Here is a 20,199-nt window from a genome sequence, read left to right on the forward strand (position 1 = left end):
AACTCAAGTATAACTACTATTGTAAGATGAGGAAGTGAGAGCTTGCTTTCACTTTCTATCACTCTATACATTACTAATTAAAAGCTCTTAAGGAGGATTTTAGAATGGCTAAAGAAAAATTCGACCGTTCCAAATCACATGCCAATATCGGTACAATTGGACACGTTGACCATGGTAAAACAACATTAACTGCTGCTATCTCAACAGTACTTCATAAGAAATCTGGTAAAGGTACAGCTATGGCGTACGATCAAATTGATGGTGCTCCAGAAGAACGTGAGCGCGGTATCACAATCTCTACTGCACACGTTGAGTACGAAACTGACACTCGTCACTATGCACACGTTGACTGCCCAGGACACGCTGACTATGTTAAAAACATGATCACTGGTGCTGCGCAAATGGATGGAGCTATCCTTGTAGTATCTGCTGCTGATGGCCCAATGCCACAAACTCGTGAGCACATCCTTCTTTCTAAAAACGTTGGTGTACCATACATCGTAGTATTCCTTAACAAATGCGACATGGTAGACGACGAAGAGCTTCTTGAGCTTGTTGAAATGGAAGTTCGCGATCTTCTTAGCGAATACGACTTCCCTGGTGATGATGTACCAGTTGTTAAAGGTTCTGCTCTTAAAGCTCTTGAAGGCGATGCTGAGTACGAAGAAAAAATTCTTGAACTTATGGCTGCAGTTGATGAGTACATCCCAACTCCAGAACGCGACACTGAAAAACCATTCATGATGCCAGTTGAGGACGTATTCTCAATCACTGGTCGTGGTACAGTTGCTACTGGCCGTGTAGAACGCGGACAAGTTAAAGTCGGTGACGAAGTTGAAATCATCGGTCTTCAAGAAGAAAACAGCAAAACAACTGTTACAGGTGTTGAAATGTTCCGTAAGCTTCTTGACTACGCTGAAGCTGGAGACAACATCGGTGCACTTCTTCGCGGTGTAGCTCGTGAAGACATCCAACGTGGACAAGTACTTGCTAAACCAGGTACAATCACTCCACACAGCAAATTCAAAGCTGAAGTTTACGTTCTTTCTAAAGAAGAGGGTGGACGTCATACTCCATTCTTCTCTAATTACCGTCCTCAGTTCTACTTCCGTACAACTGACGTAACTGGTATCATCAATCTTCCAGAAGGCGTAGAAATGGTTATGCCTGGAGATAACACTGAAATGATCGTTGAACTTATCTCTACAATCGCTATCGAAGAAGGAACTCGTTTCTCTATTCGTGAAGGCGGACGTACAGTTGGTTCAGGCGTTGTTTCTACAATCACTGAGTAATCGACTCGTTCAATAATGCGGGGTCCCTTATGGGGCCTCGTTTTTTTGTTTCCCCGCTGATTCCATGTATAATAGAACGTATACAAATTTTAGGAGCAGACCGATGAACGATAACTTCAAGAAAACCAATCGTATTTCAATGCTTCAGCAATTGCAGATTAATGGCAGTGAACAAACCATTATGATTAATGGTGATGACAGGAGTAGTCCGCTGCTTTTGTTTTTGCACGGCGGTCCCGGCACGCCTCAAATCGGTTATGCGAGAAAATACCAGAATGAGCTGGAAAAGCATTTCACCGTTGTGAACTGGGATCAGAGAGGGGCGGGTCTCTCTTATTCAAAGGAAATTCCGGGTTCATCTATGACTTTGGATCAGCTGACAGCCGATACTATTCATCTGACCGAACGCTTATGCAAGCAATTCAGCAGGAGAAAAATATATATCGCCGGCTATTCGTGGGGTTCAGTTTTGGCGCTTCAAGTTCTTCAAGAGAAACCTGATTTGTATTATGCGTATATCGGTATCAGTCAGGTGGTTAATATTCAAAAGGAAGAAACGGAAGCCTACCGGCTGATGATGGAATGGAGCAGGCAACACAAACATATCCTGCTGGGCAAGACGCTGAGCTTTATCGGAGCACCTCCATGGGAGAAACAGCTGCAGCGAACGCTGTTTCTGCTTTGTATTGAGATGAGGGGAGGGGGCTTTACCCATCATCCGATCGGCGCTCTTAAAGCAGGGGGGCGAATGCTGTTTGGTGAACCGTACGGTGTGAGAGGGAGCTTCTTAGCCGCACGGGGACAAATGTTCAGCTTGAAACACCTGTGGGAGGATCTCATTTCCTTTGATGCCGGGGAATCAGTTTCTTCTATTGTAATACCGTGCTGTTTTATGTCAGGGAGATACGATTTGACGGTTCCGGGGACGACGTCTTATGAATATTATCAGAAGGTTGATGCGCCGTATAAAGAATGGCATTGGTTTGAGAACTCAGCCCATTCGCCTCACTTGGAGGAACCGGATCGCTTTGCCGAAGTTGTCAGCCGGTTCGCATCGTTCCATCTCTGAAAGAAAACAGTCATATCCTTGATTAATCATGGTATCACCTGTATAATAATCAAAGTGTGAAAACCACAAGGTTCTTTAAATAAACCTTGCAACATGCGTCTATTTTCTGTATAATAGTGTATGTTGGTCTTTGACTGCGATGAAGTGAGAGGTTGCTGACACACCCGGCCGCTTTGCCATGGCAAGGTGATCAGGTTTTTCTCACGGAGAACTGTCTAACGTGATGTAGGCGAAAAGGAGGGAAAATAATGGCAAAACAAAAAATTCGTATTCGTTTAAAAGCATATGATCATAGAATCCTTGATCAATCTGCAGAGAAGATTGTTGAAACGGCAAAACGTTCTGGTGCCAGCGTATCTGGTCCGATTCCGTTGCCGACTGAAAAATCAGTTTACACAATCCTTCGTGCGGTGCACAAATACAAAGATTCTCGTGAGCAATTTGAAATGCGTACACATAAACGTTTAATCGACATTGTGAACCCAACACCACAAACTGTTGATGCTCTCATGCGATTAGACTTACCATCTGGTGTCGATATCGAAATCAAACTTTAATTCTAAAATATAGAATGATCTTAATAGGAGGTGTGACGAATGACCAAAGGAATCTTAGGAAGAAAAATTGGTATGACGCAAGTATTCGCAGAGAACGGTGATCTTATCCCGGTAACTGTTATTGAAGCAGCTCCAAACGTTGTTCTTCAAAAGAAAACAGCTGAAAATGATGGCTATGAAGCGATCCAGCTTGGTTTTGACGATAAGCGCGAAAAGCTTTCAAACAAACCGGAAAAAGGACACGTTGCAAAAGCGGAAACTGCTCCTAAGCGCTTCGTTAAAGAATTACGCGGCGTGGATATGGATGCGTATGAAATTGGTCAGGAAGTCAAGGTTGAAATTTTCTCTGCAGGAGAAATCGTAGATGTAACAGGAGTATCTAAAGGTAAAGGTTTCCAAGGTGCAATCAAGCGCCACGGACAATCTCGCGGACCTATGTCTCACGGTTCACGCTACCACCGTCGCCCTGGTTCAATGGGACCTGTAGATCCTAACCGTGTATTCAAAGGTAAACTATTACCTGGACGCATGGGCGGAGATCAAATCACTGTCCAAAACCTTGAAGTCGTAAAAGTAGATGCTGAGCGCAATCTTCTTTTGATTAAAGGTAACGTACCTGGTGCGAGAAAAGCTTTAATCACTGTTAAAAGTGCTGTTAAATCTAAATAAGTCTCTTAGGAAAGGAGGAAATTGATCATGCCAAAAGTAGCATTATACAACCAAAACGGTTCTACTGCTGGTGATATCGAATTAAACGCTTCTGTATTTGGAATTGAGCCAAATGAGAGCGTAGTATTCGACGCTATTCTTATGCAAAGAGCTTCCTTACGTCAAGGATCTCACAAAGTAAAAAATCGTTCTGAAGTACGCGGCGGAGGTCGCAAACCATGGCGTCAAAAAGGTACAGGTCGTGCCCGTCAAGGTTCAATCCGTTCACCGCAATGGCGCGGAGGTGGTGTCGTATTCGGCCCAACACCACGCAGCTATTCTTACAAATTACCTAAAAAAGTTCGCCGCTTGGCAATCAAATCAGTATTGTCTTCTAAAGTGAACGACAACAACATTATTGTTCTTGAAGATCTTACTCTTGATACGGTTAAAACAAAAGAAATGGCAGCTGTCCTTAAAGGATTATCTGTTGAGAAAAAAGCTTTAATCGTAACTGCGGATGCAAACGAAGCAGTATCTCTTTCTGCACGCAACATCCCTGGAGTTACAGTTGTTCAAGCTAACGGAATCAACGTGTTAGACGTTGTCAACCACGAGAAGCTTCTGATTACAAAAGCTGCGGTTGAAAAAGTAGAGGAGGTGCTTGCATAATGAAAGATCCTCGTGATGTTCTTAAGCGCCCCGTCATTACTGAACGTTCTGCTGATTTAATGACTGAAAAGAAATATACTTTTGAAGTTGATGTAAGAGCTAATAAAACAGAAGTGAAAGATGCAGTTGAAAGTATCTTTGGAGTGAAAGTTGACAAAGTCAACATCATGAACTACAAAGGGAAATCAAAACGTGTCGGCCGCTATACTGGTATGACTAGCCGTCGCAGAAAAGCGATCGTAAAACTTACTGCAGACAGCAAAGAAATCGAAATTTTTGAAGCTTAATTATCTGTAAAAAGAAGGAGGGAAATTCAAAATGGCGATTAAAAAGTATAAACCGACCTCTAACGGACGTCGTGGCATGACAACTTCAGACTTTGCTGAAATCACGACTGACCAGCCGGAAAAATCCTTGCTTGCGCCCCTTCACAAAAAAGGCGGACGTAACAACCAAGGTAAATTGACTGTACGTCACCAAGGTGGCGGACACAAACGCCAATACCGTGTTATCGACTTCAAACGCGATAAAGATGGTATACCTGGACGCGTTGCTACAGTTGAGTACGATCCAAACCGTTCAGCTAACATTGCACTAATCAACTATGTAGACGGAGAAAAACGTTACATTCTTGCTCCAAAAGGAATTCAAGTAGGTACTGAAATCATGTCCGGCCCTGAAGCTGACATCAAAGTAGGTAACGCACTTCCGCTTATCAACATCCCTGTTGGTACAGTTGTGCATAACATTGAATTAAAACCTGGTAAAGGCGGACAGCTTGTACGTTCAGCTGGTACATCTGCTCAGGTTCTTGGTAAAGAAGGCAAATACGTTCTTGTACGTCTTAACTCTGGTGAAGTTCGCATGATCCTTTCTGCTTGCCGCGCTTCTATCGGTCAAGTAGGTAACGAGCAGCACGAACTTATCAACGTTGGTAAAGCAGGACGCTCTCGCTGGAAAGGCATCCGCCCTACAGTCCGCGGTTCTGTAATGAACCCTAACGATCACCCGCACGGTGGTGGTGAAGGTCGCGCGCCAATCGGACGTAAATCACCAATGTCTCCTTGGGGCAAACCGACTCTTGGATTCAAGACACGTAAGAAAAAGAACAAATCTGATAAATTTATCGTACGTCGTCGTAAAAATAAATAACGGGGTTGTCTACGGTTCATTTCGGACCGTAGTGCAATCACGAAGGGAGGTTCCAAAATGGCTCGCAGCTTGAAAAAAGGACCATTTGTCGATGGACACTTGATGACAAAAATCGAGAAATTAAATGAAACGGACAAGAAACAAGTTGTAAAAACTTGGTCTCGCCGTTCAACTATTTTCCCACAATTTATCGGTCACACTATCGCAGTATATGACGGACGTAAACACGTGCCTGTATTCATTTCTGAAGACATGGTAGGCCACAAGTTGGGCGAATTCGCACCGACTCGTACTTACAAAGGCCACGCCAGTGACGATAAAAAAACAAGACGCTAAGAGAGGAGGCTTTTAAATGCAAGCTAAAGCTGTTGCAAGAACAGTCCGTATTGCTCCTCGTAAAGCACGTCTAGTAATGGACCTGATTCGAGGTAAGCAAGTAGGCGAAGCAGTATCTATCTTGAACCTAACTCCGAGAGCTGCTTCTCCGATCATCGAAAAAGTTTTAAAATCTGCTATCGCAAATGCTGAGCACAACTACGAGATGGACGCTAACAATCTGGTTATTTCTCAGGCATTTGTTGACGAAGGCCCAACGTTAAAAAGATTCCGCCCGCGTGCTATGGGACGTGCGAGCCAAATCAACAAACGTACGAGCCACATTACAATCGTTGTATCAGAAAAGAAGGAGGGATAAGTAGTGGGTCAAAAGGTAAATCCAGTCGGTCTTCGTATCGGAGTCATTCGTGATTGGGAATCTAAGTGGTACGCTGGTAAAGATTACGCTGACTTCCTGCACGAAGATTTAAAAATTCGTGAATTCATTAGCAAACGCCTTTCTGACGCTTCTGTTTCTAAAGTAGAAATCGAGCGTGCAGCAAACCGCGTTAACATTACGATCCACACTGCTAAGCCTGGTATGGTAATCGGTAAAGGCGGATCTGAAGTTGAAGCACTTCGTAAAGCCCTTAACAGCCTTACTGGCAAGCGTGTACACATTAACATTCTTGAAATCAAAAGAGCAGATCTTGATGCTCAGCTTGTAGCTGACAACATCGCTCGTCAACTAGAAAACCGTATTTCTTTCCGCCGTGCGCAGAAACAACAAATCCAACGCACTATGCGTGCTGGAGCACAAGGTGTGAAAACAATGGTTTCCGGCCGTCTTGGCGGAGCTGATATCGCTCGTTCTGAATACTACAGTGAAGGAACTGTTCCATTGCACACTTTACGTGCTGACATCGACTATGCAACATCTGAAGCTGACACAACTTACGGTAAGCTTGGTGTAAAAGTCTGGATCTATCGTGGAGAGGTTCTTCCTACTAAGAAGAAAACTGAGGAAGGAGGAAAATAATATGTTATTACCAAAACGCGTTAAATATCGCAGAGAGCATCGCGGAAAAATGCGCGGTCGCGCTAAAGGCGGTACTGAAGTACATTTTGGTGAGTACGGTATCCAGGCTCTTGAAGCTTCTTGGATCACGAACCGCCAAATCGAAGCTGCACGTATTGCGATGACTCGTTACATGAAACGTGGCGGTAAAGTTTGGATTAAAATTTTCCCTTCAAAACCTTACACTGCTAAACCGCTTGAGGTACGGATGGGTTCCGGTAAAGGGGCTCCTGAAGGCTGGGTAGCTGTTGTAAAACCGGGCAAAGTTTTATTTGAAATTTCTGGTGTGTCTGAAGAGGTAGCTCGTGAAGCTCTTCGTCTTGCATCTCACAAATTGCCAATTAAAACGAAGTTCGTAAAACGTGAAGAAATTGGTGGTGAATCAAATGAAAGCTAATGAAATTCGTGACCTTACCACTGCTGAAATTGAACAAAAAGTAAAGTCTCTTAAAGAAGAACTTTTCAATCTTCGCTTTCAATTAGCGACAGGACAACTTGAAAATACTGCTCGCATTCGTGAAGTGCGCAAAGCTATCGCGCGCATGAAAACTGTGATTCGTGAAAGAGAAATTGCTGCCAACAAATAATCACTGAGGGGAGGTCGTGAGCATGAGCGAACGTAACCAACGCAAAGTTTACCAAGGCCGTGTTGTTTCTGACAAAATGGATAAAACCATCACTGTTGTTGTTGAAACATACAAAAAGGATCCTATTTACGGTAAACGCGTAAAATACTCAAAGAAATTCAAAGCACATGATGAAAATAACCAAGCTAAAATCGGAGACATCGTAAAGATCATGGAAACTCGTCCATTATCTGCAACTAAGCGTTTTCGTCTAGTAGAAGTTGTCGAAGAAGCTGTTATTATCTAATAAAGTTCGGAATTCTTTTTCCGAAGGGAGGTAACAAATAATGATTCAACAAGAGACTCGTTTAAAAGTTGCTGACAACTCCGGTGCGCGTGAGGTACTTACTATTAAAGTTCTTGGCGGTTCTGGACGTAAAACGGCTAACATTGGTGATGTAATTGTTTGCACGGTTAAACAAGCAACACCAGGAGGCGTTGTCAAAAAAGGTGAAGTCGTAAGAGCTGTTATCGTTCGCACAAAAAGCGGAGCACGCAGATCTGACGGATCATACATCAGCTTCGATGAGAATGCATGTGTTATCATCCGTGACGACAAGAGCCCGCGTGGAACTCGTATCTTCGGACCGGTTGCCCGTGAATTACGTGAAAACAACTTCATGAAAATTGTTTCTCTGGCTCCAGAAGTTATCTAATGAAATAAATGCCTTACTCAAGGAGGTGCGATCAGGATGCATGTGAAAAAAGGCGATAAAGTAATGGTTATCTCTGGTAAAGATAAAGGCAAACAAGGTACGATCCTTGCTGCTTTCCCTAAAAAGGACCGCGTTCTAGTTGAGGGCGTAAACATGGTGAAGAAGCACTCTAAACCAACTCAAGCAAACCCTCAAGGCGGTATTTCTAATCAAGAGGCGCCAATTCATGTATCAAACGTTATGCCGCTCGATCCTAAAACAGGTGAAGTGACTCGCGTAGGATACAAAGTGGAAGATGGCAAAAAAGTTCGTGTTGCAAAAAAATCTGGGCAAGTCTTAGATAAATAGTATTTAAAGGAAGGGAGGTCTATCTCATGAACCGCCTTAAAGAAAAGTACAATAAAGAAATTTCACCTGCTTTAATGACGAAGTTCAACTACGACTCTGTTATGCAGGTGCCAAAAATCGAAAAAATCGTAATCAACATGGGTGTCGGTGATGCTGTTCAAAACGCAAAAGCAATCGACAGTGCTGTTGAAGAATTAACGTTTATCGCAGGTCAAAAACCTGTCGTTACTCGTGCGAAGAAATCAATTGCTGGATTCCGTCTTCGTGAGGGAATGCCTATCGGTGCGAAAGTAACTCTTCGCGGAGAGCGCATGTATGATTTCCTTGATAAACTTATTTCTGTATCTTTACCGCGTGTACGTGACTTCCGCGGGATTTCTAAGAAATCTTTCGACGGTCGCGGAAACTACACTCTTGGTATCAAAGAACAGTTAATCTTCCCTGAAATTGACTACGATAAAGTAACAAAGGTTCGCGGAATGGACATCGTTATCGTAACGACTGCTAACTCTGACGAAGAGGCTCGTGAGCTATTAACTCAAGTAGGTATGCCGTTCCAGAAATAATCAATGAAAGGGAGGCGAAATCGTGGCTAAAAAGTCAATGATTGCGAAACAACAACGTACACCAAAGTTTAAAGTGCAAGAGTACACTCGCTGTGAACGCTGCGGACGTCCGCACTCAGTCATTCGTAAATTTAAACTTTGCCGTATTTGTTTCCGTGAGCTTGCATATAAAGGACAAATTCCTGGCGTGAAAAAAGCCAGCTGGTAATCCCCAAGAATGGGAAGGAGGTAATTATATAATGGTTATGACAGATCCAATTGCAGATATGCTGACTCGTATTCGCAATGCAAACATGGTACGTCATGAGAAGCTTGAAATTCCTGCTTCTAAATTGAAAAGAGAAATTGCTGACATTTTAAAGCGTGAAGGTTTCATTCGTGACGTTGAGTTCGTAGAAGACAGCAAACAAGGTATCATCCGCGTTTTCTTGAAATACGGACAAAACAACGAGCGCGTTATCACTGGTCTTAAAAGAATCAGCAAACCAGGTTTGCGTGTATACGCTAAATCAAATGAAGTACCTCGCGTACTTAACGGTCTTGGAATCGCGATTATTTCTACATCACAAGGTGTTTTAACGGACAAAGAAGCCCGTGCAAAACAAGCTGGTGGAGAAGTTCTAGCATACGTTTGGTAAGAAGTTTAACAAGAATGGAGGTGTTTTAGTATGTCTCGTGTAGGTAAAAAACTGCTTGAGATCCCTTCTGGAGTTACAGTAACGCTGAACGAAGGCAACACTGTAGCTGTAAAAGGACCAAAAGGAGAATTAACTCGTACTTTCCATCCTGATATGGAAATCAAAATTGAGGACAACGTGCTTACAGTTACTCGTCCTTCTGATCACAAAGAGCACCGTGCGCTGCATGGTACGACTCGCAGTCTGCTTGGAAACATGGTTGAAGGCGTATCTAAAGGATTTGAAAGAGGTTTGGAATTAGTCGGTGTCGGTTATCGTGCGGCTAAATCCGGAAACAAACTTGTTTTAAACGTTGGATACTCTCACCCTGTTGAGATCGTTCCTGAAGAGGGCATCGAAATCGAAGTTCCTTCTCAAACTAAAGTAGTTGTAAAAGGTACAGACAAAGAGCGTGTAGGAGCTATCGCTGCTAACATCCGCGCTGTACGTTCTCCAGAGCCTTACAAAGGTAAAGGAATCCGCTACGAAGGTGAAGTTGTTCGCCGTAAAGAAGGTAAATCTGCTAAGTAAGACCGCTTAAAGTGAAGAAAGGAGTGACCTAAGGATGATTACGAAAACTAGCAAAAATGCTGCTCGTCAAAAAAGACATGCCCGTGTTCGTGCTAAACTTTCAGGCACAGCTGAAAGACCTCGTCTGAATGTGTTCCGTTCAAACAAACACATTTATGCTCAAATCATCGATGATGTAAATGGCGTTACACTTGCTAGTGCCTCTACTCTCGATAAAGATTTGAACGTGGAAAGCACTGGTGACAGCGCTGCTGCTGCTAAAGTCGGTGAACTCGTTGCGAAACGTGCTTCTGAGAAAGGTGTTTCTGACGTAGTATTTGACCGCGGCGGATACTTATACCATGGACGTGTAAAAGCTCTGGCCGATGCAGCTCGTGAAGCCGGACTGAAATTTTAATAAAAAAAGGAGGGACACATGATTATGCGTCGTATTGACCCAAGCAAATTAGAGTTAGAAGAACGCTTAGTTACGGTTAACCGCGTAGCGAAAGTTGTTAAAGGTGGTCGTCGTTTCCGTTTCGCAGCTCTAGTCGTTGTCGGTGACAAAAACGGTCACGTAGGTTTCGGTACTGGTAAAGCACAAGAAGTACCTGAAGCAATCCGCAAAGCTGTTGAAGATGCGAAAAAGAATTTGATTGAAGTACCAATGGTTGGAACTACGATTCCACACGAAATCATCGGACGTTTCGGTGCAGGCAATATCTTGTTGAAACCTGCTTCTGAAGGTACTGGAGTTATCGCTGGAGGCCCTGTACGTGCGGTACTTGAGCTTGCTGGCGTTGCTGATATCCTTTCTAAGTCTTTAGGTTCTAACACACCGATCAACATGATCCGTGCAACACTTCAAGGTTTAAGTGAGCTTAAACGTGCCGAAGAGGTTGCGAAGCTTCGTGGAAAATCTGTAGAAGAACTGTTAGGATAAGGAGGGAACATTAATGGCTAAATTAGAAATTACCCTCAAACGCAGTGTAATCGGTCGCCCGGAAGATCAGCGCGTTACTGTAAGAACACTTGGTTTAAAGAAAACAAACCAAACTGTCGTTCATGAAGATAACGCTGCGATCCGCGGTATGATTAATAAAGTATCTCATCTAGTTTCTGTTAAAGAACAATAAAAATAAATTATAGGCTAAGGAGGTGTCCTAATGAAACTTCATGAATTAAAGCCTTCAGAAGGTTCACGTAAAGTACGCAATCGCGTAGGTCGTGGTATTGGTTCTGGTAACGGTAAAACAGCTGGTAAAGGTCACAAAGGTCAAAACGCTCGTTCTGGCGGCGGTGTACGCCCTGGATTCGAGGGGGGACAAATGCCTTTATTCCAACGTCTTCCTAAGCGCGGTTTTACAAACATCAACCGTAAGGAATACGCTATTGTGAACGTAGACAAATTGAACGGTTTTGCGGAAGGAACGGAAGTCACTCCTGAACTTCTTCTTGAGACTGGTGTTATTAGCAAACTTAATGCAGGAGTAAAGATTCTTGGCAACGGTAAATTAGAGAAAAAATTAACTGTAAAAGCCAATAAATTCTCTGCTTCTGCGAAAGAAGCTGTTGAAGCTGCTGGCGGTACAGCTGAGGTGATCTAACTTGTTTAAGACAATCTCCAACTTTATGCGTGTGAGTGATATTCGGAATAAAATCATTTTTACATTACTCATGCTTATCGTCTTTCGCATAGGTGCGTTTATCCCTGTGCCATATGTAAATGCTCAGGCGTTGCAGACACAAAGTTCGATGGGGGTTTTTGATCTCCTTAACACATTTGGCGGCGGTGCGCTTTATCAGTTCTCCATTTTTGCGATGGGAATTACGCCTTACATCACTGCTTCGATCATCATTCAGCTGCTTCAGATGGATGTTGTGCCGAAGTTTACCGAGTGGTCTAAGCAAGGTGAAGTCGGCCGCCGTAAATTAGCTCAGTTCACGAGATATTTTACGATTGTGCTTGGTTTTATCCAGGCATTAGGTATGTCTTACGGGTTTAACAACCTGGCAAACGGTATGCTGATTGAAAAATCCGGCATATCGACATATCTGATTATTGCTTTAGTACTCACTGGAGGAACTGCTTTTTTAATGTGGCTGGGAGAACAAATTACTTCCAATGGAGTAGGTAACGGAATTTCGATCATCATCTTCGCGGGGATTGTGGCTAGTATTCCGAAAACTGTTGGGCAGATTTATGAGACTCAATTTGTCGGCAGCAGCGATCAGCTGTTTATTCATATTGTGAAAATCGCTTTACTGGTGATTGCGATTTTAGCCGTTATTGTTGGTGTTATTTTCATTCAGCAGGCTGTACGCAAAATCGCGATTCAATATGCAAAAGGGCAAGGTCGTTCACCTGTTGGCGGAGGCCAGTCAACTCACCTTCCGCTTAAAGTGAATCCGGCAGGGGTTATTCCGGTAATCTTTGCGGTTGCGTTCCTTATTACGCCGCGTACTATCGCGTCATTTTTCGGAGAAAACGATGTGACAAAGTGGATTCAAGCCAACTTTGACAATACACATCCGGTGGGCATGACGGTTTATGTCGCATTAATTATCGCCTTTACGTACTTCTATGCTTTTGTGCAGGTAAACCCTGAACAAATGGCTGATAACCTAAAAAAACAGGGTGGCTATATCCCGGGGGTTCGTCCAGGGAAAATGACTCAAGATAGAATTACGAGCATTTTGTATCGACTTACGTTTGTGGGTTCTATATTCTTAGCCGTGATTTCCATTCTTCCTATCTTTTTCATTCAATTCGCTGGATTGCCTCAAAGTGCACAGATTGGCGGAACATCATTGTTAATTGTCGTCGGGGTAGCCTTGGAGACAATGAAGCAGCTGGAGAGCCAGTTAGTGAAACGTAATTACCGAGGATTTATGAAAAATTAGAGGACTGGTTTTAACCATTCCTCTAAATAAGAGAGGACGGGGGAAATCCGAATGAACTTAGTCTTAATGGGACTTCCTGGAGCCGGTAAAGGCACACAGGGAGAACGAATTGTTGAGGATTATGGGATACCTCATATCTCAACGGGAGATATGTTCCGTGCTGCTATGAAAGAAGAAACACCACTCGGACTCGAAGCAAAGTCTTATATTGATAAAGGCGAGCTCGTACCGGACGAAGTCACAATCGGCATTGTCAAAGAAAGACTCGGCAAAGATGATTGTGAAAGAGGTTTTCTTCTGGACGGATTTCCGCGAACAGTCGCTCAGGCTGAAGCTCTTGAAAACATTCTTGAGGAATACGGCAAGCCGATTGATTATGTCATTAACATTAAAGTAGACAAAGACTCTTTAATGGAACGTTTGACTGGACGCAGAATTTGCAGTGTTTGCGGCACAACCTATCATTTGGTTTTCAATCCGCCGAAAACGCCGGGTGTTTGTGATAAAGACGGAGGAGACCTTTATCAACGGGCAGATGATAATGAGGAGACCGTCTCAAAACGGCTTGAGGTCAACATGAAGCAGACTCAGCCTTTACTCGATTTTTATTCTGAGAAAGGGTATCTTGTCAACGTCAATGGCCAGCAGGACATTAACGACGTGTACAAAGATGTGAAAGAGCTTCTTGGAGGATTGAGCAAATGATTATCTGTAAGACCCCTCGTGAGCTTAACATCATGCGGGAAGCAGGGCGAATCGTGGCTTTGACTCATGAAGAGATGAAAAAGCACATTAAACCAGGAATCTCGACAAAAGAATTGGATCAAATTGCCGAACGTTTTATTGAGAAGCAGGGTGCAATCCCATCTTTTAAGGGGTATAATGGGTTTCGCGGGAGCATCTGTGTATCAGTTAATGAAGAACTCGTTCACGGAATTCCCGGTAAAAGGGTTTTGCGTGACGGTGACATTATCAGCATTGATATCGGTGCTAAATTAAATGGTTATCATGGTGACTCTGCTTGGACATATCCGGTAGGAAACATCAGTGATGATGATAAACGACTGCTGGAAGTGACAGAGGAGTCTTTATATAAAGGCTTGAAGGAAGCAAAACCAGGTGAACGTTTGTCGAATATTTCCCACGCAATACAAACGTATGTCGAAAATGAGCAGTTTTCAGTTGTTAGGGAGTATGTCGGACATGGTGTTGGTCAAGACTTGCATGAGGATCCGCAAATTCCTCATTACGGTCCGCCAAACAAAGGACCTAGGCTGAAGCCTGGTATGGTTCTCGCTATAGAACCGATGGTTAACGCTGGCAGCCGGTATGTGAAAACATTGGCTGATAACTGGACGGTTGTAACGGTAGATGGGAAAAAGTGTGCTCATTTTGAACATACGATTGCGATTACGGAAACGGGTTTTGATATACTGACAAAAGTCTAGATGATGAAATGAATTCCATGACACATGTTTTTCATTCCGCACCTGGGCAGATTGTAGGTTTACAATTGGTCGGAAGAAAAACCGGCTAGCTGCTGTCATCGGAAGGAAGATTCATCATCGTGTACTAAAGCAGACGGAGAAAAGCGTACATTTCATTCTCCTTAGAAAAAGAATATCAATCATTCACCCTTTATGATTGCGTATCTCCGGAAGTTCAGAACAGTATAAACGAAACAGGGCGTGTGACAAACGGATAACTGAGATTTTCTCTTTTGAAATTTGTCAGAGAGCAAGTTACTGATTTGAAGAAGGGAGAACACTTGAATGGCGAAAGACGATGTAATTGAAGTGGAAGGTACGATTGTCGAAACACTGCCAAACGCGATGTTCAAAGTTGAACTCGAAAATGGCCATACGGTTTTGGCTCACGTATCTGGTAAAATCCGCATGCACTTCATTCGCATTTTACCTGGAGACAAAGTTACGGTAGAATTATCTCCATATGACTTAACTCGTGGCAGGATTACGTACCGTTACAAATAAAGCACTCCGGAAACTGAAGGAGGTTGGAAACACATGAAAGTGAGACCATCAGTTAAACCAATCTGCGAGAAATGTAAAGTTATTCGCAGAAAAGGAAAAGTAATGGTGATCTGTGAAAATCCAAAGCATAAACAAAAACAAGGATAATTAATAAGGAGGTGCCCAGAGAATGGCTCGTATTGCTGGTGTAGATATCCCACGTGACAAACGTGTTGTTATTTCTTTAACATATGTCTTCGGAATTGGCCGCACAACGGCTCAGCAAGTCTTGAAAGAGGCTGGTGTTTCTGAAGATACTCGTGTGCGTGATCTTACTGAAGAAGAACTTGGTAAAATCCGTGATGTTATTGACAAACTGAAAGTAGAAGGTGACCTTCGCCGTGAAGTTTCTCTTAACATCAAGCGTCTGATCGAAATCGGAAGCTACCGCGGAATCCGCCATCGCAGAGGTTTGCCTGTTCGCGGACAAAACTCTAAAAACAATGCGCGTACTCGTAAAGGTCCGCGTCGTACTGTAGCTAACAAGAAAAAATAAGTAAGGGAGGTACCTAAACAATGGCTGCTGCTCGTAAACAAAACACGCGTAAACGTCGCGTGAAAAAGAATATTGAGTCAGGAATCGCTCATATTCGTTCAACTTTCAACAACACGATCGTTACGATCACTGATACTCATGGTAATGCTATTTCTTGGTCAAGTGCCGGAGCTCTAGGATTCAGAGGTTCTCGTAAATCGACTCCTTTTGCTGCGCAAATGGCTGCTGAAACAGCTGCTAAAGGTTCAATCGAACATGGACTTAAAACTCTTGAAGTAACTGTTAAAGGACCAGGTTCTGGCCGTGAAGCTGCAATCCGTGCTTTACAAGCTGCCGGACTTGAAGTTACAGCTATCAGAGACGTAACTCCTGTTCCTCATAATGGATGCCGTCCACCAAAACGTCGCCGCGTGTAATTTGTTTGTATAGATTTTGTGTCCCTGTCAATAATGGGTTATGATACAGTTATTTATGAAACGAATGCACCGACTCGTTGCCTGAGCACATACGGGACTAAACAATGGGGAATTTCGGATGGAATCTCATATGATTCTATTCGAGGTTTCGACGTTTTGAAGGAGGGTTTTAAGTAATGATCGAGATTGAAAAACCAAAAATCGAAACGGTTGAAATCAGCGACGATGCCAAATTTGGTAAGTTTGTCGTAGAGCCGCTTGAGCGTGGATATGGTACAACTCTGGGTAACTCCTTACGTCGTATCCTCTTATCCTCACTCCCTGGTGCCGCTGTAACATCGATCCAGATAGATGGTGTACTGCACGAATTCTCGACAATCGAAGGCGTTGTGGAAGATGTTACAACGATAATCTTGCACATTAAAAAGCTTGCATTGAAAATCTACTCTGATGAAGAGAAGACGCTTGAAATTGATGTACAGGGCGAAGGAACTGTCACAGCAGCTGATATTACACACGACAGCGATGTTGAAATCCTTAATCCGGATCTTCATATCGCGACTCTTGGTGAGAATGCGAGTTTCCGAGTTCGCCTTACTGCACAAAGAGGACGTGGGTATACACCTGCTGATTCGAACAAAAGAGACGATCAGCCAATCGGCGTGATTCCGATCGATTCAATCTTTACGCCAGTTTCTCGTTTATCTTATCAGGTAGAAAACACTCGTGTAGGCCAGGTTGCAAACTATGACAAACTTACACTTGATGTTTGGACTGACGGAAGCACTGGACCGAAGGAAGCAATTGCTCTCGGTTCAAAGATTTTAACTGAACACCTTAATATATTCGTCGGTTTAACTGACGAAGCTCAGCATGCTGAAATCATGGTTGAAAAAGAAGAGGATCAAAAAGAAAAAGTTCTTGAAATGACGATTGAGGAACTTGATCTTTCTGTCCGTTCTTACAACTGCTTGAAGCGTGCGGGCATTAACACGGTTCAAGAACTTGCGAACAAGACGGAAGAAGATATGATGAAAGTTCGCAACCTGGGACGCAAATCACTTGAAGAAGTGAAAGCGAAACTTGAAGAACTTGGACTCGGCCTTCGCAAAGACGATTGATCTAGTTTCCATGTGAACTAGGATTTTCGTGTGTTTTTTAATTAGAAACAGCATTCCATTAAAGGAGGGGACATCACATGTCATACAGAAAACTAGGACGTACGAGTTCACAGCGTAAAGCTATGCTTCGTGATCTTACAACAGATTTGATCATCAACGAAAGAATTGAAACAACTGAAACACGTGCGAAAGAACTTCGCTCTGTTGTTGAAAAGATGATCACTCTTGGTAAGCGCGGTGACTTGCATGCTCGTCGTCAAGCTGCTGCATACATTCGCAACGAGGTTGCTAATGAAGAAAATAACCAAGATGCACTTCAAAAATTATTCTCTGACATTGCAACTCGTTACGAGGAGCGCCAAGGCGGATACACACGTATTATGAAGCTTGGTCCTCGCCGTGGTGACGGTGCACCAATGGCAATCATCGAATTGGTTTAATCACATATTTTTGTGTATCTAAAGAAGGGCGGGACAGTTTCTAACTGGATCTATGCCCTTTTTTTAGATATCAGAACTTTTTATCATGAGACAGAAAAGCAGAGCTATAGCTGAGAGGAGGTCAGGCGCCCGTGGATCAAAAACAGCTTATATCCGTAAAAGACATTCTATTCCGCTACCGCAAAGATGCAGAAAGACCGGCGCTGGACGGTGTGAGTCTGGAGGTATATGAAGGAGAATGGCTTGCTATCGTAGGTCACAACGGTTCAGGGAAGTCGACTTTGGCCAGAGCGCTGAACGGGCTGATTTTGCCTGAGGCCGGAGAAATTGATGTCGGCGGCATCAAGCTGACTGAGGATACCGTGTGGGATGTGCGAAAAAAAATAGGGATGGTCTTTCAGAATCCCGATAACCAATTTGTCGGAACGACTGTTCGCGATGATGTGGCTTTTGGTTTAGAAAACAATGGTGTTCCGCGCGAAGAAATGATTGAGAGAGTAGATTGGGCTGTCACACAAGTCAATATGCAGGATTTTCTTGATCAAGAGCCGCACCATCTCTCCGGAGGTCAAAAACAAAGAGTGGCGATCGCGGGAATTATTGCCGCGCGTCCTGATATTATGATTTTGGATGAAGCGACATCCATGCTTGACCCGATTGGGAGAGAAGAAGTCCTTGATACTGTCAGACGCTTAAAAGATCAGGGCATGGCCACCGTCATTTCGATAACACATGACCTGGAAGAAGCCGCAAGGGCGGATAGGATCATTGTGATGAACGGCGGCAGGAAATATGCAGAGGGCACGCCTGAAGAGATTTTTAAATTAAATGAAGACTTGGTTCGCATCGGTCTTGATTTGCCTTTCTCATTCCAGCTCAGCCTGCTTTTGAAAGAAAGCGGACTGGCGTTAACGAAAAACCATCTGACTCAGGAAGGGCTGGTGAATGAGCTGTGGACATTAAAATCAAAGATGTAGAACACCGCTATCAAATGAAGACACCGTTTGAACGGCTTGCTCTGTATGATATCAATGCCGTGATAAAAGAGGGCAGCTACGTTGCCGTCATCGGACATACAGGGTCGGGCAAATCGACGCTCCTGCAGCATTTAAACGGTTTGCTGAAACCGACTAAAGGACAGCTTGAGCTCGGGAGCACGATTCTGGCAGCCGGTAAAAAGAATAAAGACCTTAAGACTCTGCGAAAAAAAGTCGGAATCGTTTTCCAATTTCCCGAACATCAGCTGTTTGAAGAGACTGTGCTGAAGGACATCGCATTCGGACCGATGAATTTCGGTGTAAAAAAAGAAGACGCTGAACGGAAAGCAAAAGAAATGCTAGGGCTTGTGGGCCTTCCGGAAGACATTTTGGATCGTTCACCGTTTGAGCTCAGCGGCGGCCAGATGCGCAGAGTGGCGATTGCCGGCGTTCTCGCGATGGAGCCGGAAGTGCTGGTTTTGGATGAACCGACAGCCGGTCTTGATCCGAGAGGGCGCCAGGACATTATGGACATGTTCTATGCGCTTCATCAGCGGGGAAACCTGACTACCGTTCTCGTCACCCACAGCATGGAGGACGCCGCCCGCTATGCTGACGAAATGATCGTCATGCACAAAGGCACCATTAAAGCGACGGGGAGTCCGCGTGACTTGTTTGTAAAAGGTGAAGAGATGGCCGAAATGGGACTGGATCTTCCTGAGTCGGTGAAGTTTCAGAGACGGCTTGAGGAGGCTCTCGGAGTTAAGTATGAAAAACCCATGCTGACCCTGCAGGATGCCGCGAGCGAAATTAAGGCTTTCTTTCAGGAGGAAAAGGACCAATGATGGACAGCATGATTATCGGAAAGTATGTTCCCGGATCATCGCTTATTCACCGATTGGACCCGCGAACAAAACTTGTCAGCATCTTTCTTTTTGTATGTATCGTTTTTTTGGCAAACAACGTACAAACGTATGCTTTGCTCGGTTTGTTTACATTCGGGGTGATCGCCTTAACACGAGTGCCGTTCAGCTTTTTGCTGAAAGGGCTTAAGCCGATTATCTGGATTGTGGCGTTTACCTTTTTATTACACATTTTCATGACGCATGAAGGATCTGTTATTTTTCAGCTTGGCTGGTTTAAAGTGTATGAGGGCGGACTTATACAGGGGATTTTTATCTCCCTCCGTTTCGTTTACCTTATCTTTATGACAACGCTGCTGACGCTGACAACAACGCCGATTGAAATAACGGATGGAATGGAGCAGCTCTTGAATCCTTTTAAAAAGGTGAAGCTGCCCGTACACGAACTCGCATTGATGATGTCGATATCATTGCGATTTATCCCGACATTGATGGAAGAGACAGATAAAATCATGAAGGCGCAAATGGCGAGGGGTGCGGACTTTACAAGCGGCCCGGTGAAAGACAGAATCAAAGCGGTTGTTCCGCTGCTTGTCCCGCTGTTTGTCAGCGCCTTTAAACGCGCGGAAGAGCTTGCGGTCGCCATGGAGGCGAGAGGCTACCAGGGCGGTGAGGGGAGAACGAAATACAGAAAGCTCGTCTGGACCGGAAAGGATACCGGAGCCATTCTGCTCATCATCGTATTAGCCGTGTTATTGTTTTTCTTAAGAAGTTAGAGGTGCT

35 protein-coding genes and 1 pseudogene are annotated in these 20,199 nt (G+C 43.9%); all 36 read left to right on the forward strand.

Annotated elements, in window-relative coordinates; genetic code table 11:
* The first annotated feature begins 104 nt into the window (after window positions 1–104).
* The 36 genes and pseudogenes from tuf (at window position 105) to L3V45_RS00890 (ending at window position 20,192) form a co-directional block, all read left to right on the forward strand.
* The gene (gene tuf / locus L3V45_RS00715; RefSeq protein ID WP_003156451.1) at window positions 105–1,295 is read left to right on the forward strand and encodes an elongation factor Tu; all 1,191 of its coding nucleotides are present in this window, start codon (window positions 105–107) and stop codon (window positions 1,293–1,295) included.
* 103 nt (window positions 1,296–1,398) lie between these two features.
* Window positions 1,399–2,364 carry an alpha/beta fold hydrolase gene (locus tag L3V45_RS00720; protein ID WP_024084801.1) on the forward strand — a complete coding sequence of 322 codons (966 nt, stop codon included), beginning with the start codon at window positions 1,399–1,401 and terminating at the stop codon, window positions 2,362–2,364.
* 248 nt (window positions 2,365–2,612) lie between these two features.
* Window positions 2,613–2,921: a 30S ribosomal protein S10 gene (gene rpsJ / locus L3V45_RS00725; protein ID WP_003156464.1), complete on the forward strand. Its 309-nt coding sequence runs from the start codon at window positions 2,613–2,615 to the stop codon at window positions 2,919–2,921.
* A 39-nt stretch (window positions 2,922–2,960) separates the two neighbouring features.
* Complete coding sequence (gene rplC / locus L3V45_RS00730) at window positions 2,961–3,590, forward strand: 50S ribosomal protein L3 (protein WP_003156465.1); 630 nt, start codon at window positions 2,961–2,963, stop codon at window positions 3,588–3,590.
* A gap of 27 nt (window positions 3,591–3,617) precedes the next feature.
* Window positions 3,618–4,241, forward strand: a complete 624-nt coding sequence (gene rplD / locus L3V45_RS00735; RefSeq protein WP_003156466.1) for a 50S ribosomal protein L4 — start codon at window positions 3,618–3,620, stop codon at window positions 4,239–4,241.
* Window positions 4,241–4,528: a 50S ribosomal protein L23 gene (gene rplW, locus L3V45_RS00740; protein WP_003156467.1), complete on the forward strand. Its 288-nt coding sequence runs from the start codon at window positions 4,241–4,243 to the stop codon at window positions 4,526–4,528. The genes rplD and rplW overlap by 1 nt, the downstream gene beginning before the upstream one ends.
* Window positions 4,529–4,559: 31 nt before the next feature.
* A complete protein-coding gene (gene rplB, locus L3V45_RS00745; RefSeq protein ID WP_003156470.1) occupies window positions 4,560–5,393 on the forward strand; it encodes a 50S ribosomal protein L2 in 834 nt (277 codons plus the stop codon).
* Between the two features lie 57 nt (window positions 5,394–5,450).
* Window positions 5,451–5,729, forward strand: a complete 279-nt coding sequence (gene rpsS / locus L3V45_RS00750; RefSeq protein ID WP_003156472.1) for a 30S ribosomal protein S19 — start codon at window positions 5,451–5,453, stop codon at window positions 5,727–5,729.
* A 16-nt stretch (window positions 5,730–5,745) separates the two neighbouring features.
* Complete coding sequence (gene rplV / locus L3V45_RS00755) at window positions 5,746–6,087, forward strand: 50S ribosomal protein L22 (protein WP_003156475.1); 342 nt, start codon at window positions 5,746–5,748, stop codon at window positions 6,085–6,087.
* 3 nt (window positions 6,088–6,090) lie between these two features.
* Entirely contained in the window at window positions 6,091–6,747 is a 657-nt protein-coding gene (gene rpsC, locus L3V45_RS00760; RefSeq protein ID WP_003156476.1) for a 30S ribosomal protein S3, read from the forward strand.
* A gap of 1 nt (window position 6,748) precedes the next feature.
* Window positions 6,749–7,183, forward strand: a complete 435-nt coding sequence (gene rplP, locus L3V45_RS00765; protein WP_003156478.1) for a 50S ribosomal protein L16 — start codon at window positions 6,749–6,751, stop codon at window positions 7,181–7,183.
* Entirely contained in the window at window positions 7,173–7,373 is a 201-nt protein-coding gene (gene rpmC, locus L3V45_RS00770) for a 50S ribosomal protein L29 (protein ID WP_003156482.1), read from the forward strand. Before rplP ends, rpmC begins: the two co-directional genes overlap by 11 nt.
* Before the next feature lie 22 nt (window positions 7,374–7,395).
* A complete protein-coding gene (rpsQ, locus tag L3V45_RS00775) occupies window positions 7,396–7,659 on the forward strand; it encodes a 30S ribosomal protein S17 (RefSeq protein ID WP_003156484.1) in 264 nt (87 codons plus the stop codon).
* A 40-nt stretch (window positions 7,660–7,699) separates the two neighbouring features.
* The gene (gene rplN / locus L3V45_RS00780) at window positions 7,700–8,068 is read left to right on the forward strand and encodes a 50S ribosomal protein L14 (RefSeq protein WP_003156485.1); all 369 of its coding nucleotides are present in this window, start codon (window positions 7,700–7,702) and stop codon (window positions 8,066–8,068) included.
* Between the two features lie 36 nt (window positions 8,069–8,104).
* Complete coding sequence (rplX, locus tag L3V45_RS00785) at window positions 8,105–8,416, forward strand: 50S ribosomal protein L24 (protein ID WP_003156486.1); 312 nt, start codon at window positions 8,105–8,107, stop codon at window positions 8,414–8,416.
* A 26-nt stretch (window positions 8,417–8,442) separates the two neighbouring features.
* Window positions 8,443–8,982 (forward strand): 50S ribosomal protein L5, encoded by a 540-nt coding sequence (gene rplE, locus L3V45_RS00790; protein ID WP_003156487.1) that lies wholly within the window; start codon window positions 8,443–8,445, stop codon window positions 8,980–8,982.
* 22 nt (window positions 8,983–9,004) lie between these two features.
* Window positions 9,005–9,190, forward strand: a complete 186-nt coding sequence (gene rpsN, locus L3V45_RS00795; protein ID WP_003156488.1) for a 30S ribosomal protein S14 — start codon at window positions 9,005–9,007, stop codon at window positions 9,188–9,190.
* Between the two features lie 31 nt (window positions 9,191–9,221).
* Window positions 9,222–9,620 carry a 30S ribosomal protein S8 gene (gene rpsH / locus L3V45_RS00800; RefSeq protein ID WP_003156489.1) on the forward strand — a complete coding sequence of 133 codons (399 nt, stop codon included), beginning with the start codon at window positions 9,222–9,224 and terminating at the stop codon, window positions 9,618–9,620.
* Between the two features lie 30 nt (window positions 9,621–9,650).
* The gene (gene rplF / locus L3V45_RS00805) at window positions 9,651–10,190 is read left to right on the forward strand and encodes a 50S ribosomal protein L6 (RefSeq protein WP_003156490.1); all 540 of its coding nucleotides are present in this window, start codon (window positions 9,651–9,653) and stop codon (window positions 10,188–10,190) included.
* 34 nt (window positions 10,191–10,224) lie between these two features.
* Complete coding sequence (gene rplR, locus L3V45_RS00810; protein WP_003156492.1) at window positions 10,225–10,587, forward strand: 50S ribosomal protein L18; 363 nt, start codon at window positions 10,225–10,227, stop codon at window positions 10,585–10,587.
* A gap of 24 nt (window positions 10,588–10,611) precedes the next feature.
* Window positions 10,612–11,112: a 30S ribosomal protein S5 gene (gene rpsE / locus L3V45_RS00815; protein ID WP_003156493.1), complete on the forward strand. Its 501-nt coding sequence runs from the start codon at window positions 10,612–10,614 to the stop codon at window positions 11,110–11,112.
* A gap of 13 nt (window positions 11,113–11,125) precedes the next feature.
* Entirely contained in the window at window positions 11,126–11,305 is a 180-nt protein-coding gene (rpmD, locus tag L3V45_RS00820) for a 50S ribosomal protein L30 (RefSeq protein WP_003156497.1), read from the forward strand.
* A gap of 30 nt (window positions 11,306–11,335) precedes the next feature.
* Window positions 11,336–11,776, forward strand: coding sequence for a 50S ribosomal protein L15 (gene rplO, locus L3V45_RS00825; protein WP_003156499.1), 441 nt, complete (start codon window positions 11,336–11,338; stop codon window positions 11,774–11,776).
* 1 nt (window position 11,777) lies between these two features.
* The gene (secY, locus tag L3V45_RS00830) at window positions 11,778–13,073 is read left to right on the forward strand and encodes a preprotein translocase subunit SecY (RefSeq protein WP_003156501.1); all 1,296 of its coding nucleotides are present in this window, start codon (window positions 11,778–11,780) and stop codon (window positions 13,071–13,073) included.
* A 51-nt stretch (window positions 13,074–13,124) separates the two neighbouring features.
* The gene (locus L3V45_RS00835; protein WP_007410407.1) at window positions 13,125–13,778 is read left to right on the forward strand and encodes an adenylate kinase; all 654 of its coding nucleotides are present in this window, start codon (window positions 13,125–13,127) and stop codon (window positions 13,776–13,778) included.
* Window positions 13,775–14,521: a type I methionyl aminopeptidase gene (map, locus tag L3V45_RS00840; protein WP_139887003.1), complete on the forward strand. Its 747-nt coding sequence runs from the start codon at window positions 13,775–13,777 to the stop codon at window positions 14,519–14,521. Before L3V45_RS00835 ends, map begins: the two co-directional genes overlap by 4 nt.
* Before the next feature lie 64 nt (window positions 14,522–14,585).
* Window positions 14,586–14,868, forward strand: a pseudogene (locus L3V45_RS00845) (KOW domain-containing RNA-binding protein).
* Entirely contained in the window at window positions 14,846–15,064 is a 219-nt protein-coding gene (gene infA, locus L3V45_RS00850) for a translation initiation factor IF-1 (protein WP_003156508.1), read from the forward strand. Before L3V45_RS00845 ends, infA begins: the two are co-directional and overlap by 23 nt.
* 33 nt (window positions 15,065–15,097) lie before the next feature.
* A complete protein-coding gene (gene rpmJ, locus L3V45_RS00855) occupies window positions 15,098–15,211 on the forward strand; it encodes a 50S ribosomal protein L36 (protein WP_003156543.1) in 114 nt (37 codons plus the stop codon).
* Between the two features lie 22 nt (window positions 15,212–15,233).
* Window positions 15,234–15,599, forward strand: a complete 366-nt coding sequence (gene rpsM / locus L3V45_RS00860; RefSeq protein WP_003156545.1) for a 30S ribosomal protein S13 — start codon at window positions 15,234–15,236, stop codon at window positions 15,597–15,599.
* A 20-nt stretch (window positions 15,600–15,619) separates the two neighbouring features.
* On the forward strand, window positions 15,620–16,015 hold the full coding sequence (rpsK, locus tag L3V45_RS00865) for a 30S ribosomal protein S11 (RefSeq protein ID WP_003156547.1): 396 nt from the start codon (window positions 15,620–15,622) through the stop codon (window positions 16,013–16,015).
* Between the two features lie 176 nt (window positions 16,016–16,191).
* Complete coding sequence (locus L3V45_RS00870) at window positions 16,192–17,136, forward strand: DNA-directed RNA polymerase subunit alpha (protein ID WP_003156549.1); 945 nt, start codon at window positions 16,192–16,194, stop codon at window positions 17,134–17,136.
* Between the two features lie 77 nt (window positions 17,137–17,213).
* Window positions 17,214–17,576, forward strand: a complete 363-nt coding sequence (rplQ, locus tag L3V45_RS00875) for a 50S ribosomal protein L17 (protein ID WP_003156550.1) — start codon at window positions 17,214–17,216, stop codon at window positions 17,574–17,576.
* Between the two features lie 131 nt (window positions 17,577–17,707).
* Window positions 17,708–18,553 (forward strand): energy-coupling factor ABC transporter ATP-binding protein, encoded by an 846-nt coding sequence (locus L3V45_RS00880; protein ID WP_236837216.1) that lies wholly within the window; start codon window positions 17,708–17,710, stop codon window positions 18,551–18,553.
* Window positions 18,529–19,398: an energy-coupling factor ABC transporter ATP-binding protein gene (locus tag L3V45_RS00885; RefSeq protein WP_003156552.1), complete on the forward strand. Its 870-nt coding sequence runs from the start codon at window positions 18,529–18,531 to the stop codon at window positions 19,396–19,398. The genes L3V45_RS00880 and L3V45_RS00885 overlap by 25 nt, the downstream gene beginning before the upstream one ends.
* A complete protein-coding gene (locus L3V45_RS00890; protein WP_014304219.1) occupies window positions 19,395–20,192 on the forward strand; it encodes an energy-coupling factor transporter transmembrane component T family protein in 798 nt (265 codons plus the stop codon). Before L3V45_RS00885 ends, L3V45_RS00890 begins: the two co-directional genes overlap by 4 nt.
* Window positions 20,193–20,199 lie beyond the last annotated feature (7 nt).

It is taken from the genome of Bacillus sp. R45, assembly GCF_021729365.1.
In the GTDB taxonomy this organism is placed as follows: domain Bacteria; phylum Bacillota; class Bacilli; order Bacillales; family Bacillaceae; genus Bacillus; species Bacillus velezensis.